This is a genomic window from Cellulosimicrobium cellulans (assembly GCF_016907755.1).
Lineage (GTDB): Bacteria > Actinomycetota > Actinomycetes > Actinomycetales > Cellulomonadaceae > Cellulosimicrobium > Cellulosimicrobium cellulans_D.
This window is the reverse complement of sequence record NZ_JAFBCN010000001.1, coordinates 2,930,522-2,944,086: the sequence shown is the minus strand read 5'-3', so window position 1 is coordinate 2,944,086 and position 13,565 is coordinate 2,930,522. Positions and strand designations below refer to the sequence as shown.

Here is a 13,565-nt window from a genome sequence, read left to right as displayed (position 1 = left end):
GTCGTCGTCTCGCCGTCGAGCCCCGCGACCACCCCGCGCGTGGGTGGTCAGGGACGGAAAGACCACGACACGGAGGTCGCGGTGTCCCTACCCTCGCGGGATGCGTGCCGTGCCGGACTCCCTGGACCCTGCGGTCGTGCGTCGGGTCGACGCGCGGCTGGACGCCGTCGTGCGCGTCGAGCAGGTCGCCCTGCCGCTCGCGGTGGAGAGCGGGAGCCGTGCGTGGGGGTTCCCGTCGCCGGACTCGGACTACGACTGCCGGTTCGTCTACGTGCGTTCGACGGCGGACTACCTGGACCCGTGGCCGCGGCGCGACGTCGTCGAGACGCCCCTGGACGCCGTGCTCGACGTGAACGGCTGGGACCTGCTCAAGGCGGTGCGGCTGCTCGTGCGGGGCAACGCGACGCTGCTGGAGTGGCTGCGGTCGCCGATCGTGTACCGCGCGGACGACGCGTTCCGGGCGGACCTGCTCGCGCTCGCGGAGCGCGTCGTCGACCGTCACGCGCTGCGGCGCCACTACCTGCACGTCGCTCGGGGACAGCGGGAGCGGTGGTGGTCGGACCCCGAGGTGCCGCTCAAGAAGGTGTTCTACGCCGTGCGCCCGGCGGCGACGCTGCGCTGGCTCCGGGTGCGTGCCGAGGCGGCGGTCCCGCCGATGGACCTCGGGACGCTGCTCGTGGAGGGCGAAGCCCCCGAGACCGTCGTGCGGGCGGTGTCCGAGCTCGTGGCCCTCAAGGCGGTGTCGCGCGAGATGGGTGCCGGCCTCGTCCCGGAGCCCCTGGCGCACCTCGTGGCCGACGAGCTCGCGCTCGCCTCCGAGGCGGTGGAGCGCGACGGCGACCGCGCCGGTGCGCGCGCGGTCGCCGCGGAGTCCTTCCGGACGCTGGTGTCGCGCTACGGCCCGGACGCGCCGCCGTCGGACTCCGGCCTCAGGCGCGTACCGGACGCAGCTCGTTGACCCACCGGGGCGCGGTGGGGGACGCCACGAGACGGGCGAGCATCGCGTCGAGCACGGCGGCCCGGTCGAACTGCGACGCGTACGTCCGGGCCGCGTCGGCGCGCGCCCGACGCGCCGGGGGGTCGAGGGAGAGCGCCTCGTCGAGCGCGTGCGCGACCGCGGCAGGGGAGTGCGTCGGGACGATCGTCGCGTGCGGGCCCACGGCCTCGCCGATGCCACCGGTGTCCGTGGTGATCACCGGCCCCCCGCCGGAGAGCATCGCCTCGGCGAGCGCGATGCCGAACGTCTCGACGAACTCGGGGCGTGGCTTGCTCGGCAGGACGAACGCGGCGCTGCCGGCCATGAGGTGCGGCTTGGTCGCGTCGTCGACGTCGTCGAGGAAGACGATCCGGTCGGCAGCCAGGCTCGCGGCGGCGCGGGCGCGCAGGTCGGCCTCGGCCGGCCCGCGGCCTGCGACGACGAGGCGGGCGCCGGCGGCGCGCGTGGCCAGCGCGAACCCGTCGATCAGGTCGTCGACGCCCTTCGCGGCGGCGAGGCGGGACAGGAAGAGCACGTACGGGCGGTCGTCCAGACCGCGCCCGGCGAGCACGTCGCGCGTGACGGCCGGGTCGAGACCGGTGTACGCGCCGGTGTCGATCGCCGGGAAGGAGACCTGCACGCGCTCGGCGCACTGCTCCGCGAAGAAGGTCCCGTGCCGGTCGTCGATCTCCTGGGCGCACGCCACCACCAGGTCGCGCGTGTACCGCGAGACGGCGACGCACAGGTCGCTGGCCAGATACCCGGACAGGACGTGCGCGGCGGCCCCGAAGCGCCCGTCCTCGACGCACGAGCGGACGACGTTCGTCACGTCGGAGCCGACCGCCTCGGCGATCGTGGCGACCTCGACGGGGAGGCCGGTGCTGCGTGCCACGCGCACGGCGTCGGTCACCGCGGTGGTGTGCGGGCTGAGGTACAAGGAGAGGCAGACGGTGGGCACGCCGTCGGTGAAGAGCTCGACGAGGCGGCCGGTGAGCCCGGCGAGGTATCGGCCGTCGGGCACCTTGTAGTCGCCGACGGGACCCGGCCGCTCGACCGTGATGCCCGGGCCGTAGGGGAGGACGGAGTCGAGAGGCTTCAGCGGGAGCCCGGCGGCCTCGAGGCGCTCGACGGGCCAGGTGACGATCCGCACCTCGGTGAACCCGCGGCGCAGCGCGGCCTCGGCGAGGTTGCGGGCCTCGCCCGAGTGGCCGCAGATCACAGGGTCGGCGCGGACGACGACGACGAGGCGGCGGGCGGGCGTCTGGCGCGGGGTGGTGGTCATGACGTCTCCGGGGTCTGGTCGGTCGGGTGGTGTGCGGGGCTCCCGTCGGGGTACGACGGCGGCCGGTGCTCGGGCGCGGTGCCCCAGTCGGAGGGGTGCGGACCGAGCTCGAGGAGGAGGCGCCCGCCGCGGCGCACGCGCGTCGCGGGGAGCCAGGTGCGGTGGAGCGGGCGGCCGTCGAGCCACGCGGCGCGCACGTGCTGCGGCGGCGTGCGCGGGCCGGGCTCGACGAAGCCGGTGGTCTCGATCGTGAGCGTCCCGCCGGGGACGTGGAGGCGGGACTCGGCGAACGACGGCACGCTGACGAGGAAGATCCCCTGCCCGGCGACCGGGAACAGGCCGAGCGACGCCCAGACGTACCACGAGCTCAGCGCGCCCGAGTCGTCGTTGCCGGGCAGGCCGCCCGGCCCGGTGCCGAAGCGCTGGTGGACCGCGGCGTGCACGACCTCGGCCGTCCGGTCGGGGCGCCCGGCGTAGTGGTAGGCCCACGGCGCGTCCATGTCGGGCTCGTTGTTCAGCCCCTCGAAGCGGTTCAGCGCGTACCCGGCGGCCATCTCGGCGGCGGACGGCTGCTCGCCCGGCTGCCTCACGGCCGGTGCACCGACGCCGAAGAACCGGTCGAGGAGCGCGACGAACGCCTCGTCGCCGCCTGCGAGCCCGATCCGCGCCGCCATGTCGTGCAGGAGGCGGAAGGAGTAGTTCCACCGACCGCCCTCGTAGAAGGTCGAGTCGTGCAGCAGCCCGGTGGCGGGATCGAACGCGCTCACCCACCCGCGGGCGTGCCGCGTGAGCTCGTCGGCAAGCGCGTGGTCGCCGACGCGGCGCGCGACGAGCGCGGTGCACCAGTAGCCGAACGCGAGATCGAGCGTGTGGCTGATCGGGTGCGCGACGCCGTGGAGCAGGTAGTCCTCGCCGTAGGTCCGGCGCAGGTCGTTGTGCAGGTGCACGAGCGCCCAGTCCCAGTCGAGGCCCGGCTCGTCGAGCGCGCACAGGTCGGCGAGGAACGTGTGCGCGAGCGCGCTCGCCTGGCGCGAGAAGCGGTCGGCCCCGCGCGCCATCCGGTAGCCGATCGGGAAGTTCCCCTCCTCCTCGCAGACGTGCAGGAGCGCGGCGGCGAGCTCGACGGCGCGCTCCGGCCAGAAGGTCGTCAGGAGCGGGAGCTGTGTCCGGTAGATGTCCCACATCGTCGACACGTCGAACGCGAAGGGCGTGTCGCCCGGCCAGAACGGGCTCTCGTCCGGGGCGAGGCACGGCTTGAGGAGCGCGTGGTAGAGCGCGGTCGCGAAGACGGTCCGGCGCTCGGGGTCCGGGCACGCGACCTCGATCCGGTCCAGGTGCTCGCTCCAGGTCGCCGCGGTGCGGTGGTGCCGCGCCTCGAAGGCCGCGGGCGCGGGACCGCAGTCGGCGACGAGGTTCGCGCGCGCCCGCTCCGGGCCGCGCAGCGAGAACCCGAGGCGGAGCTCGACGACCTGCCCGGGCGTCGTCGGACCCGCCCAGAGCAGCCCGAACGACCGCAGCGTGGTGGGACGGATCCCGCCGAGGTCGAGGCGCGTGCTCCCCGGCATCAGCCGGCGGTCGTACCAGAGCATCTGCCGCCAGCGGCGGGCGTCGCACTGGAGGTGGACCGCGAGCGGCGCACCCTCCACGACGATCTCGCCGGCCGCCGTCCCCGGGCCGAGCGTCGCGAGGTGCGCGCGCAGGGGCACGGTCGTGCCGTGAGGGATCGCCAGCCCGCCGAGCGAGAGGTCGACGACGAGGCGGGCGTCGGCGTGCGCGGGGAACGTGTAGCGGTGGACGGCGCTCTTGGGCCCGACCGTGACCTCGCACCGGACCCCGTTGCCGAGCGTGGCGGCGTAGTACCCGGGGGAGGCCTCCTCGCCGAGCAGGTCCCAGTGCCGGCCGAGCGCGTCGAGCGGCTCGAGCATGGGCGTCACGCGCACGTAGTTGTAGTACTTGCGGATCGCGCCCGTGCCGGACTGCTGGAAGTGCGTGAGGCCCGACGCGACCGGATGGTCGAACAGCGTGCTCGGCACGCCCTCGGTGCCGAGGTCGTACCGGCCGTACCCCGTCGGGTAGGCGCCCGAGTAGGCGCACGCCGAGACCATCCCGAGCGGGTGGGCGGCGCCGGGGTGGGTGTTCCCGACGAGCGGCTTGGGGGACCACCACGTCGCGGCGAGACCGGTCGGCGTCGGGAGGTCGGTCACACCCGTCCCCACGAACGGGTCCACGTGCTCGAGCACCGGTCACCTCCCACCGGACGCACGGCGACGCGCCCTGCTCGGACGGTACGAGCAGGGTGTGACGAGAGTGTTTCCTGCGGTTTCCTGGGCGTCACGACGTCGGGACGTCGCCAGGGACGGAGGGTGCCCCGGGTGGGATTCGAACCCACACTGGATCGGGTTTGAGCCGAACGCCTCTGCCGGTTGGGCTACCGGGGCGGTGCGCGTCGGGACCGGTCCGACCGGGTCCGCAGCGCGTGCACCATCGAACCACACGCGTGCGCCTTCACGAGAATCACACTCCTCCGAGGGTGAAACACGGGGGCGGCACGGGGTGCGGCGCACTACAGTGAACCCCGTGAGTGACCAGACAGCGCAGCCCGAGGACAAGCAGCCGCTCGACCTGCCCCCGATGATCGAGCCCGAGCCCGCCGCGACCCCCGCCCCGTCGGGCCGTCCCGCGCGACGCGCGGTCGTCGCCGAGGACGAGGCCCTGATCCGTCTCGACGTGGTCGAGACGCTGCGCGACGCCGGGTTCGACGTCGTCGGCGAGGCCGGCGACGGCGCGACGGCGGTGAAGCTGGCGCTCGAGCTCAAGCCCGACGTCGTCGTCATGGACGTGAAGATGCCCGAGCTCGACGGCATCTCCGCCGCGGAGCAGATCGGCAAGGCGCACGCCGCGCCCGTCGTCCTGCTGACGGCGTTCTCGCAGGCGGAGCTCGTCGAGCGGGCGCGTGACGCGGGGGCCATGGCCTACGTCGTCAAGCCGTTCACGCCGGCGGACCTGCTGCCCGCGGTCGAGATCGCGATCTCGCGCTACTCGCAGATCACGGCGCTCGAGTCCGAGGTCGCGGACCTGGCCGAGCGCTTCGAGACGCGCAAGCGCGTGGACCGCGCCAAGGGTCTGCTCATGACCAAGATGGGCCTGTCGGAGCCGGAGTCGTTCCGCTGGATCCAGAAGACGTCGATGGACCGTCGCCTCACCATGCGCGAGGTCGCGGACGCCGTCATCGAGCAGGTCGGCGGCGCCTGAGCCTGCGGCGGCGACCGATCGGCCGTGGCCGGGGTCCTGAGCAGGACCTTTGTCACGGCGTCCCGGGCGGGCTATCGTCTTGGACTGGCGTCCAGTAGTTCCCGGGGCGGTGGACACGCGGTCGCCACGTAGTGCTCAGTCGACGGCCGACGGCGCCGTCCGAGCGACGTGGACCATCTCACCCCCCACGTCCCTCGGTGCCGTCGGTCCCACGGTGCGAACGAGGAGGAGCGCGGTGCGCCCAGCAGTGGAGGTCAGGCCCGCGGTCGGTGACGACCTGCCGGGGATCGCTGTGCTGTGCTCGGAGGCTCGCCGCGAGTCGGCGTCCGGGGCCCAGATCTGCGCGCCCGACGAGGACCGCCTGGTCCGGCATCTGTCGGTGCTGCTGACGTTGCCCGGCGGCAACGTCCTCGTCGCCCTGCACGACGGCCGTCCTGTCGGGTTCGTGCTGGCGCGCGTGCTCGACCCGCACCTGTTCGCCGACGAGCCGAGCCTGTACGTCGAGGCCGTCTACGTCGGCGAGGACGCGCGCCGTCGCGGCGTGGGCCACGCACTGCTCAGCGCGACCGCCGACCTCGCCGCCACCGCCGGCGCGACGCACGTCTACTCGGTGCCGATCCCCGGCTCGCGCGGCGTCCAGCGCTTCCTCGCGCGGCTCGGCTTCGGCCCGGTCGCGGGCCACCGCGTCGTGTCGACCGCGGTGCTGCAGCGCCGCCTCGCGGCCGATCTCACGCCGACCCGCCGGGGCACCCGGTCCCTCGAGGATCTCATCGCGCGCCGCCGTCGCGCCCGGACCGAGACGATGTCCGGCCCGGTCGACCTGCGCGAGTTCCAGGCGGAGTACCGCAGCCGCAGCGGCGTCGTGACCCCGGTCGAGGCCCGCGAGACCCTGCCCGGCTGAGCCGGCGGACGGGCGCCCGCGGCGTCGTCAGTCCAGGCTGAGGATCATGCACGTGAGGCGCGCCGTGCACACGCGACGCCCCGCGTCGTCGGACACCACGATCTCGTAGCTCGCCGTCGTGCGGCCACGGTGCACCGCGACCGCCTCCCCGTGGACCCAGCCGTCGCGCACCCCTCGGTGGTGCGTCGCGTTGACCTCGATGCCCACCGCGGCGCGCCCCGGCCCGCCGTGGAGCTGGGCGGCGATCGATCCGAGCGTCTCGGCGAGCACCACCGACGCGCCCCCGTGCAGGAGCCCGGCGGGCTGGGTGTTGCCCGCGACGGGCATGCGGGCGGTGACGCGGTCCGCGCTCACGTCCTCCAGCTCGATGCCCATGCGCTCGATGAGCGTGCCCGCGGTACGCAGGCCCATGGCCTCGTAGGCGTGGCGCGGGGCCTCGGGGGCCCCTGCCGCGGCAGGCGCGGGCGCGGTGGGGTCGGTGGTCCGGTCGGGGCCGTGCGTGTCGGTCATGGACTGTAGGTTGGCACCCGTGACGACCTCCGCGCGACCTCGCCTCCTGCTCATCGACGGACACTCCATGGCCTACCGCGCGTTCTTCGCGCTCCCGGCGGAGAACTTCTCGACGACCACGGGGCAGCACACGAACGCGGTGTACGGCTTCACGTCGATGCTCATCAACCTCCTGCGCGACGAGGAGCCGACGCACGTCGCCGTCGCCTTCGACGCGGGTCGCCAGTCGTTCCGCACCGAGATCCTCCCGAGCTACAAGGGCACGCGCGAGTCGTCGCCCGAGCCGTTCCGCGGCCAGGTCCCGCTCATCAAGGAGATCCTCGAGACGCTGCACATCCCGACGCTCGAGCGCGAGGGCTACGAGGCGGACGACATCTTCGCGACGCTCGCCACGCAGGGGGCAGCCGCCGGGATGGAGGTCCTCGTCTGCTCGGGCGACCGCGACTCGTTCCAGCTCATCGGCCCGGACGTCACCGTGCTGTACCCGAAGAAGGGGGTCTCCGAGCTTGCGCGCATGGACGGCGCGGCCGTCGTCGAGAAGTACGGGGTCCCGCCCGAGCGGTACAGCGACCTGGCAGCGCTCGTGGGGGAGACCTCGGACAACCTGCCGGGCATCCCCGGCGTCGGCCCCAAGACGGCCGCGAAGTGGATCACGGCCTACGGCGATCTCGACGGCCTGCTGGACCACGCGGACGAGATCAAGGGCAAGGCGGGGGAGAACCTCCGGGCGCACCTCGACCAGGTCCGCCTCAACCGACGGCTCAACGCGCTCCTGCGCGACCTCGAGCTGCCCGTCGGCCCCGACGACCTCGCGACGCGCCCGTGGGACCGCGAGGCCGCCCACCGCGTGCTCGACGCCCTGGAGTTCCGAGCCCTGCGCGACCGGCTCTTCGCGATCGCCCCCGAGGGCGAGGTCGAGGCCGAGGCGGGGTTCGACGTCACGCTCGCCGACGTCCTGCCGGGAGGCCTGGGCGCGTGGCTCGCCGAGCACGGCGCGCGTCCGCTGGGCGTCGAGGTGGCCGGCAAGGCCGTGCCGGGCGGCGGGGACGCGTGGGGCCTCGCGGTGTCCGACGACGCCGGGGCGGCGGTCGCGCTCGAGCTCGCCGACGTCGCGGGCGCCGACGACGAGGCGTTGGCCACGTGGCTCGCGGACCCGGAGCGGCCGAAGGTCGTGCACGGCGCGAAGGCCGCGTGGCACGAGCTCGCGGCGCGCGGCTACGACCTCGCGGGCGTCACGTTCGACACCGAGCTCGCGGCCTACCTGTGCCACCCCGACCAGCGCGGCTACGACCTCGGCGACCTCGTCGTGCGCCACCTGCACCGCGAGCTGCGTCCCGACACCGAGGCCGGCAACGACGCGCAGGGTGCGCTCGACCTCTCGCTCGACGGCAACGGCGAGCAGGAGCGCGACGCCGTCCGCGCGCTCGCCGTCGCCCAGCTCGGGGACGTCCTCGCCGGCGAGCTCGAGGACCGTGACGCCACGACCCTCCTCACGGACCTCGAGCTCCCGCTGGCCCAGGTGCTCGCGCGCATGGAGCAGCGCGGCATCGCGGCGGACGTCGAGTACCTGCGCGAGCTCGAGCAGCACTTCGGCGACCTCGTCGCGACGGCCGCGGCCGAGGCGTACGCGGTCATCGGGCGCGAGGTGAACCTGGGCTCACCCAAGCAGCTCCAGGAGGTCCTGTTCGACCAGCTCGGCATGCCCAAGACGAAGAAGATCAAGACGGGCTACACGACCGACGCGTCGGCGCTCGCGGACCTCTTCGTCAAGACGCAGCACCCGTTCCTCGAGCACCTGCTGGCCCACCGCGACGCCTCGCGCCTGCGCCAGACGGTCGAGGGCCTGCTCAAGTCGGTCGCGGACGACGGCCGCATCCACACGACGTTCCAGCAGACGATCGCGGCGACGGGTCGCCTCAGCTCGACCGACCCGAACCTGCAGAACATCCCGATCCGCACGGAGGCCGGGCGGCGCATCCGCCGCGCGTTCGTCGTCGGCGAGGGCTACGAGACGCTCCTGACGGCCGACTACAGCCAGATCGAGATGCGCATCATGGCGCATCTCTCCGGCGACGAGGGTCTCATCGAGGCGTTCCGGTCGGGCGAGGACCTGCACTCCTACGTCGGCTCACGGGTGTTCGAGGTGCCGGCGGCCGAGGTCACGCCCGCGATGCGCTCGAAGATCAAGGCGATGTCCTACGGACTCGCGTACGGGCTCTCGGCCTTCGGGCTCTCGCAGCAGCTCACCATCGAGGTCGGCGAGGCCCAGAAGCTCATGGACGACTACTTCGAGCGGTTCGGAGGCGTGCGCGACTACCTCACTGGCGTCGTCGACGAGGCGCGCGCCACGGGGTACACGGCGACGATCCTCGGGCGCCGCCGGTACCTGCCCGACCTCACGAGCGACAACCGCCAGCGTCGCCAGATGGCGGAGCGTATGGCCCTCAACGCGCCGATCCAGGGCAGCGCGGCCGACATCATCAAGGTCGCGATGCTGGGCGTCCAGCGGGCGATCGACGAGCGCGGGCTGCGCTCGCGCCTGCTCCTGCAGGTGCACGACGAGCTCGTGGTCGAGGTCGCCCCGGGCGAGCGCGACGCCGTCGAGGACGTGCTGCGCACGCAGATGGGTGCGGCGGCAGATCTCGACGTCCCGCTCGACGTCTCGGTCGGCGTCGGCGCCACGTGGCACGACGCGGGGCACTGACGAGGGTTCGTCAGCCCGGGAGGCGCGTGCGGAAGATCGCCGTCCCGGGCAGGTAGGCGCCGCGCACCGGGCCCCACCCGCCCCACACCTCCGTGTTGTCGGCGGGCCACTCCGGCTCGACGACGTCGCGCACCTCCAGCCCGGCGGCGACCACCTCGCGCACGTGGTCGCCCAGCGTGCGGTGGTACTCCGCGTAGCCGACGCGACCGGCGTCGTCCGTCTCGACGTAGGGGCGCCGATCGAAGTAGGAGCGGTTCGCGGTCAGCCCGTGGGCGCTCGGGTCGTCGGGGAAGGCCCAGCGTGTGGGGTGCGTGACCGAGAACGTCCACGTGCCGCCGGGCCGCAGGACGCGCGCGACCTCGCGGTGGATCGCGTCGGCGTCGGGGACGAACGGGATCGCGCCGAACGACGTGAACGCGACGTCGAAGACGTCGTCCGCGAACGGCAGGCGGCGCGCGTCGGCCTGGACGGCCGGGACCCGGATCCCTGTCGCCCGGTCGAGCGCCGTCCCCGCAGCGAGCATCCCCCGGGAGACGTCCGTCGCGACCACGTGCGCCCCCTGCGTGGCGAGCCAGCGCGAGCACTGAGCCGCCCCGGCGCCGACCTCGAGCACGCGGAGTCCCGCGACGTCGCCGAGCAGTCGGGCGTCGCGCTCCCGCAGCCCCTCGGGGCACCAGCAGAAGTCGACGGCGCCGAGGAACGCCCCGTGCTCGTCGAGGTACTCGGCGGCGTTCGCGTCCCACCACCCGCGCCCGGCGTTCCCGCCCTCGGCGGCGGGCACGTCGCGGTAGCCGGCGTCGGCCGTCGGACCGGGCGGGGCGACGTCGCGCAGGGCGGGGACCTGGGGCGGCACGGGCGGCGGGGTCGCGCTCATGCGGCCATTCTCCCGGGCGACGCCCTGTGCCGGCGCCGTCGCGCGCCGCACGGCCCGGGCGCTCGGGACCTTGGTCGTCGGCGTGCCCGAGGACCGGGACGGACCGTGACCCGCGGCGCCGGGTTGACTAGGGTTGGGGTCGACGCGGTGCCGCGGAGGTCGGCACCTCCGTCGACGCCGGGCACGCGCGCGAGGACGCGCGACGCGACGACGAGACGGAGGACACAGGTGCGCATCGGACTTCTCACCGGCGGAGGCGACTGCCCCGGCCTGAACGCGGCGATCCGGGCCGTGGTCAAGCAGGGGACGGGGGAGTACGGGCACACCATCATCGGCTTCCGCAACGGCTGGCGCGGCGTGGTCGACGGCGACGTGCACCCGCTCGGCCGCCAGGACATCCGCAACGTGCTGCCGGTCGGCGGGACGCTGCTGGGCACCGCGCGGTTCCACCCGCGCGAGGAGGACGGCAGCATGGACGCCGTCCTCGCGACGGTCGAGGCCGAGCACCTCGACGCCCTCATCTGCATCGGCGGCGACGGCACGCTGCACGCCGCGAGCCGCGTCGCGGAGGCGGGCGTCAAGATCGTCGCGATCCCCAAGACGATCGACAACGACGTCGAGGGCACGGACCTGTCGATCGGGTTCCACACCGCGGTGAACATCGCGACCGAGGCCCTCGACCGTGTGCACACGACGGCGGAGAGCCACAACCGCGTCATGGTCGTCGAGGTCATGGGCCGCCACGCCGGGTGGATCGCGGTCAACGCGGGCATCGCGGGCGGCGCCGAGGTCGTCCTCGCCCCCGAGGAGCCGTTCGACATCGACCAGCTCGTGAAGTTCCTGCGGCACCGGCACCGCGCGCACGCGAACTTCTCGATCGTCGTCGTCGCGGAGGGCGCGGTCCCGCGCGAGGGGTCGTCGATGGAGTTCACGCAGCAGCTCGGTCGCTTCGGCGAGATCGTCGCGGGGTCGATCGGCGAGCGGGTCAGTGCGGAGATCGCGGAGCGCACGGGGTTCGACACGCGACTCACAGTGCTCGGGCACGTGCAGCGCGGCGGCGAGCCGACGCCCACGGACCGCATCCTCGGGAGCCGGTTCGGGGTCGCCGCCGTCGACGCGGTGAGCGCCGGGACGTCGGGCGTGATGACAGCGCTGCGCGGCGAGCGTGTCGAGCTCGTGCCCCTGGCCGAGGTCGCCGGCCGGCCCAAGCGCGTTCCCGAGGAGCTGCTGCGCGTCGCGCGCGTGCTCGCCTGAGGCGACCTCGGGTGAAGGACGCCGGGCCACCGCGCTCGCGTTGACCACCGGGGTGACACCCGGATAAGGTGGACGGCGGTGCGTTGCGCCTGCCTTCGTCCCGGACCACGACGCCAACCATGACGTCACCTGGTCCACGGACCAGCGGCAGCGGCGCGCCGAGAACCCTACCCGCTCGACTACACCTGTCCGCATCGGAGCATCGAACTCAATGACCATCTCTACCCCCGCGAAGTCCGCACCCCAGGTTGCCGTCAACGACATCGGCACCGAGGAGGACTTCCTCGCCGCCGTTGACGCGACCATCAAGTACTTCAACGACGGCGACATCGTCGAAGGCACGATCGTCAAGGTGGACCGCGACGAGGTCCTCCTCGACATCGGCTACAAGACCGAGGGCGTCATCCCCTCCCGCGAGCTGTCCATCAAGCACGACGTGGACCCCGGTGAGGTCGTCAACGTCGGCGACGCGGTCGAGGCCCTCGTCCTCCAGAAGGAGGACAAGGAAGGCCGTCTGATCCTGTCCAAGAAGCGCGCCCAGTACGAGCGCGCCTGGGGCACGATCGAGAAGATCAAGGAGGAGGACGGCGTCGTCACCGGCACCGTCATCGAGGTCGTCAAGGGTGGTCTCATCCTCGACATCGGCCTCCGTGGCTTCCTCCCGGCCTCCCTCGTGGAGATGCGTCGCGTCCGCGACCTCCAGCCGTACGTCGGCAAGGAGATCGAGGCGAAGATCATCGAGCTCGACAAGAACCGCAACAACGTCGTCCTCTCGCGCCGTGCCTGGCTCGAGCAGACGCAGTCCGAGGTCCGCTCCACCTTCCTGCAGACGCTGCAGAAGGGTCAGGTGCGCCCCGGTGTCGTCTCCTCGATCGTCAACTTCGGTGCGTTCGTGGACCTCGGCGGGGTCGACGGCCTCGTGCACGTCTCCGAGCTGTCCTGGAAGCACATCGACCACCCCTCCGAGGTCGTCGAGGTCGGCCAGGAGGTCACGGTCGAGGTCCTGGACGTCGACTTCGACCGCGAGCGCGTCTCGCTGTCGCTGAAGGCGACGCAGGAGGACCCGTGGCAGACGTTCGCCCGGACCCACGCGATCGGTCAGGTCGTGCCGGGCAAGGTCACCAAGCTCGTCCCGTTCGGTGCGTTCGTGCGCGTCGAGGACGGCATCGAGGGCCTCGTGCACATCTCGGAGCTGGCCGTGCGCCACGTCGAGCTGCCGGAGCAGGTCGTCAACGTCGGTGACGAGGTCTTCGTCAAGGTCATCGACATCGACCTCGAGCGTCGCCGCATCTCGCTCTCGCTCAAGCAGGCCAACGAGGGCGTGGACCCGGAGTCGGACGACTTCGACCCCGCGCTGTACGGCATGGCCGCCGAGTACGACGAGCAGGGGAACTACAAGTACCCCGAGGGCTTCGACCCGGAGACGAACGAGTGGCTCGAGGGCTTCGAGACGCAGCGCGAGGCGTGGGAGGCGGAGTACGCCAAGGCCCACGAGCGCTGGGAGGCGCACCGCAAGCAGGTCGCCGAGGCCGTCAAGGCCGACTTCGACGCCGCGTCGGGCGACTCGGGCTCCTCGAGCTCGTCGTCGTCCTCGAGCAGCACGTCCTACTCGTCGGCCCCGGCCGCCGAGGCGACGGGCACGCTCGCGTCGGACGAGGCGCTCGCCGCGCTCCGCGAGAAGCTCACCGGCAACTGATCTCCTGACGCCCTCCGCCGTTCTGGCGGAGACGTCGCAGGTCGCACGAAGGCCCGCCACCCCCAGGGGGTGGCGGGCCTTCGCCGTGCCCGGCGGGCGCGTCCGGTGCCGAACAG

At 73.3% G+C, this 13,565-nt stretch carries 10 protein-coding genes and 1 tRNA gene; 6 read left to right on the top strand and 5 right to left on the bottom strand.

Translation table 11 applies throughout. The features are described 5' to 3' along the window. The first annotated feature begins 100 nt into the window (after window positions 1-100). Entirely contained in the window at window positions 101-958 is an 858-nt protein-coding gene (locus tag JOE63_RS12900; RefSeq protein ID WP_204541863.1) for a nucleotidyltransferase domain-containing protein, read from the top strand. Here JOE63_RS12900 and JOE63_RS12895 read toward each other — a convergent pair. The 3 genes from JOE63_RS12895 to JOE63_RS12885 form a co-directional block, all read right to left on the bottom strand. Next, the gene (locus tag JOE63_RS12895; RefSeq protein ID WP_204541860.1) at window positions 930-2,258 is read right to left on the bottom strand and encodes a glycosyltransferase; all 1,329 of its coding nucleotides are present in this window, start codon (window positions 2,256-2,258) and stop codon (window positions 930-932) included. The genes JOE63_RS12900 and JOE63_RS12895 overlap by 29 nt on opposite strands. Then, window positions 2,255-4,498: a glycoside hydrolase domain-containing protein gene (locus JOE63_RS12890; RefSeq protein WP_204541856.1), complete on the bottom strand. Its 2,244-nt coding sequence runs from the start codon at window positions 4,496-4,498 to the stop codon at window positions 2,255-2,257. Before JOE63_RS12890 ends, JOE63_RS12895 begins: the two co-directional genes overlap by 4 nt. Before the next feature lie 124 nt (window positions 4,499-4,622). Next, a tRNA-Leu gene (locus JOE63_RS12885) sits at window positions 4,623-4,696 on the bottom strand. Between the two features lie 193 nt (window positions 4,697-4,889). Between JOE63_RS12885 and JOE63_RS12880 the strand changes: the two genes are divergently transcribed. Together JOE63_RS12880 and JOE63_RS12875 are read left to right on the top strand one after the other, a co-directional pair. After that, the gene (locus JOE63_RS12880; protein WP_053370758.1) at window positions 4,890-5,510 is read left to right on the top strand and encodes an ANTAR domain-containing response regulator; all 621 of its coding nucleotides are present in this window, start codon (window positions 4,890-4,892) and stop codon (window positions 5,508-5,510) included. A gap of 235 nt (window positions 5,511-5,745) precedes the next feature. Beyond that, on the top strand, window positions 5,746-6,411 hold the full coding sequence (locus tag JOE63_RS12875) for a GNAT family N-acetyltransferase (protein ID WP_157759639.1): 666 nt from the start codon (window positions 5,746-5,748) through the stop codon (window positions 6,409-6,411). A 27-nt stretch (window positions 6,412-6,438) separates the two neighbouring features. On the opposite strand, the gene JOE63_RS12870 is transcribed toward JOE63_RS12875, so the two are convergent. Next, the gene (locus JOE63_RS12870) at window positions 6,439-6,822 is read right to left on the bottom strand and encodes a hotdog fold thioesterase (RefSeq protein WP_087472984.1); all 384 of its coding nucleotides are present in this window, start codon (window positions 6,820-6,822) and stop codon (window positions 6,439-6,441) included. Window positions 6,823-6,919: 97 nt separating this feature from the next. On the opposite strand from JOE63_RS12870, the gene polA reads away from it, so the two are divergent. Beyond that, a complete protein-coding gene (gene polA / locus JOE63_RS12865; RefSeq protein WP_204541853.1) occupies window positions 6,920-9,625 on the top strand; it encodes a DNA polymerase I in 2,706 nt (901 codons plus the stop codon). Window positions 9,626-9,635: 10 nt separating this feature from the next. Here the strand turns inward: polA and JOE63_RS12860 are convergent, their stop codons facing one another. Beyond that, window positions 9,636-10,499 carry a class I SAM-dependent methyltransferase gene (locus JOE63_RS12860; RefSeq protein WP_204541851.1) on the bottom strand — a complete coding sequence of 288 codons (864 nt, stop codon included), beginning with the start codon at window positions 10,497-10,499 and terminating at the stop codon, window positions 9,636-9,638. A 228-nt stretch (window positions 10,500-10,727) separates the two neighbouring features. Between JOE63_RS12860 and JOE63_RS12855 the strand changes: the two genes are divergently transcribed. Together JOE63_RS12855 and rpsA are read left to right on the top strand one after the other, a co-directional pair. Beyond that, window positions 10,728-11,753 carry a 6-phosphofructokinase gene (locus tag JOE63_RS12855; RefSeq protein WP_204541848.1) on the top strand — a complete coding sequence of 342 codons (1,026 nt, stop codon included), beginning with the start codon at window positions 10,728-10,730 and terminating at the stop codon, window positions 11,751-11,753. A 211-nt stretch (window positions 11,754-11,964) separates the two neighbouring features. After that, window positions 11,965-13,449 (top strand): 30S ribosomal protein S1, encoded by a 1,485-nt coding sequence (gene rpsA, locus JOE63_RS12850; protein ID WP_047232834.1) that lies wholly within the window; start codon window positions 11,965-11,967, stop codon window positions 13,447-13,449. Window positions 13,450-13,565 lie beyond the last annotated feature (116 nt).

Excerpts from the sequence above, each read along its gene's own strand:
- rpsA (WP_047232834.1), top strand. The coding sequence starts at position 11,965 with ATGACCATCTCTACCCCCGCGAAGTCCGCACCCCAGGTTGCCGTCAAC.
- JOE63_RS12900 (WP_204541863.1), top strand. The coding sequence starts at position 101 with ATGCGTGCCGTGCCGGACTCCCTGGACCCTGCGGTCGTGCGTCGGGTC.
- JOE63_RS12895 (WP_204541860.1), bottom strand. The coding sequence starts at position 2,258 with ATGACCACCACCCCGCGCCAGACGCCCGCCCGCCGCCTCGTCGTCGTC.
- polA (WP_204541853.1), top strand. The coding sequence starts at position 6,920 with ATGGACTGTAGGTTGGCACCCGTGACGACCTCCGCGCGACCTCGCCTC.
- JOE63_RS12880 (WP_053370758.1), top strand. The coding sequence starts at position 4,890 with ATGATCGAGCCCGAGCCCGCCGCGACCCCCGCCCCGTCGGGCCGTCCC.
- JOE63_RS12860 (WP_204541851.1), bottom strand. The coding sequence starts at position 10,499 with ATGAGCGCGACCCCGCCGCCCGTGCCGCCCCAGGTCCCCGCCCTGCGC.
- JOE63_RS12870 (WP_087472984.1), bottom strand. The coding sequence starts at position 6,822 with ATGGGCCTGCGTACCGCGGGCACGCTCATCGAGCGCATGGGCATCGAG.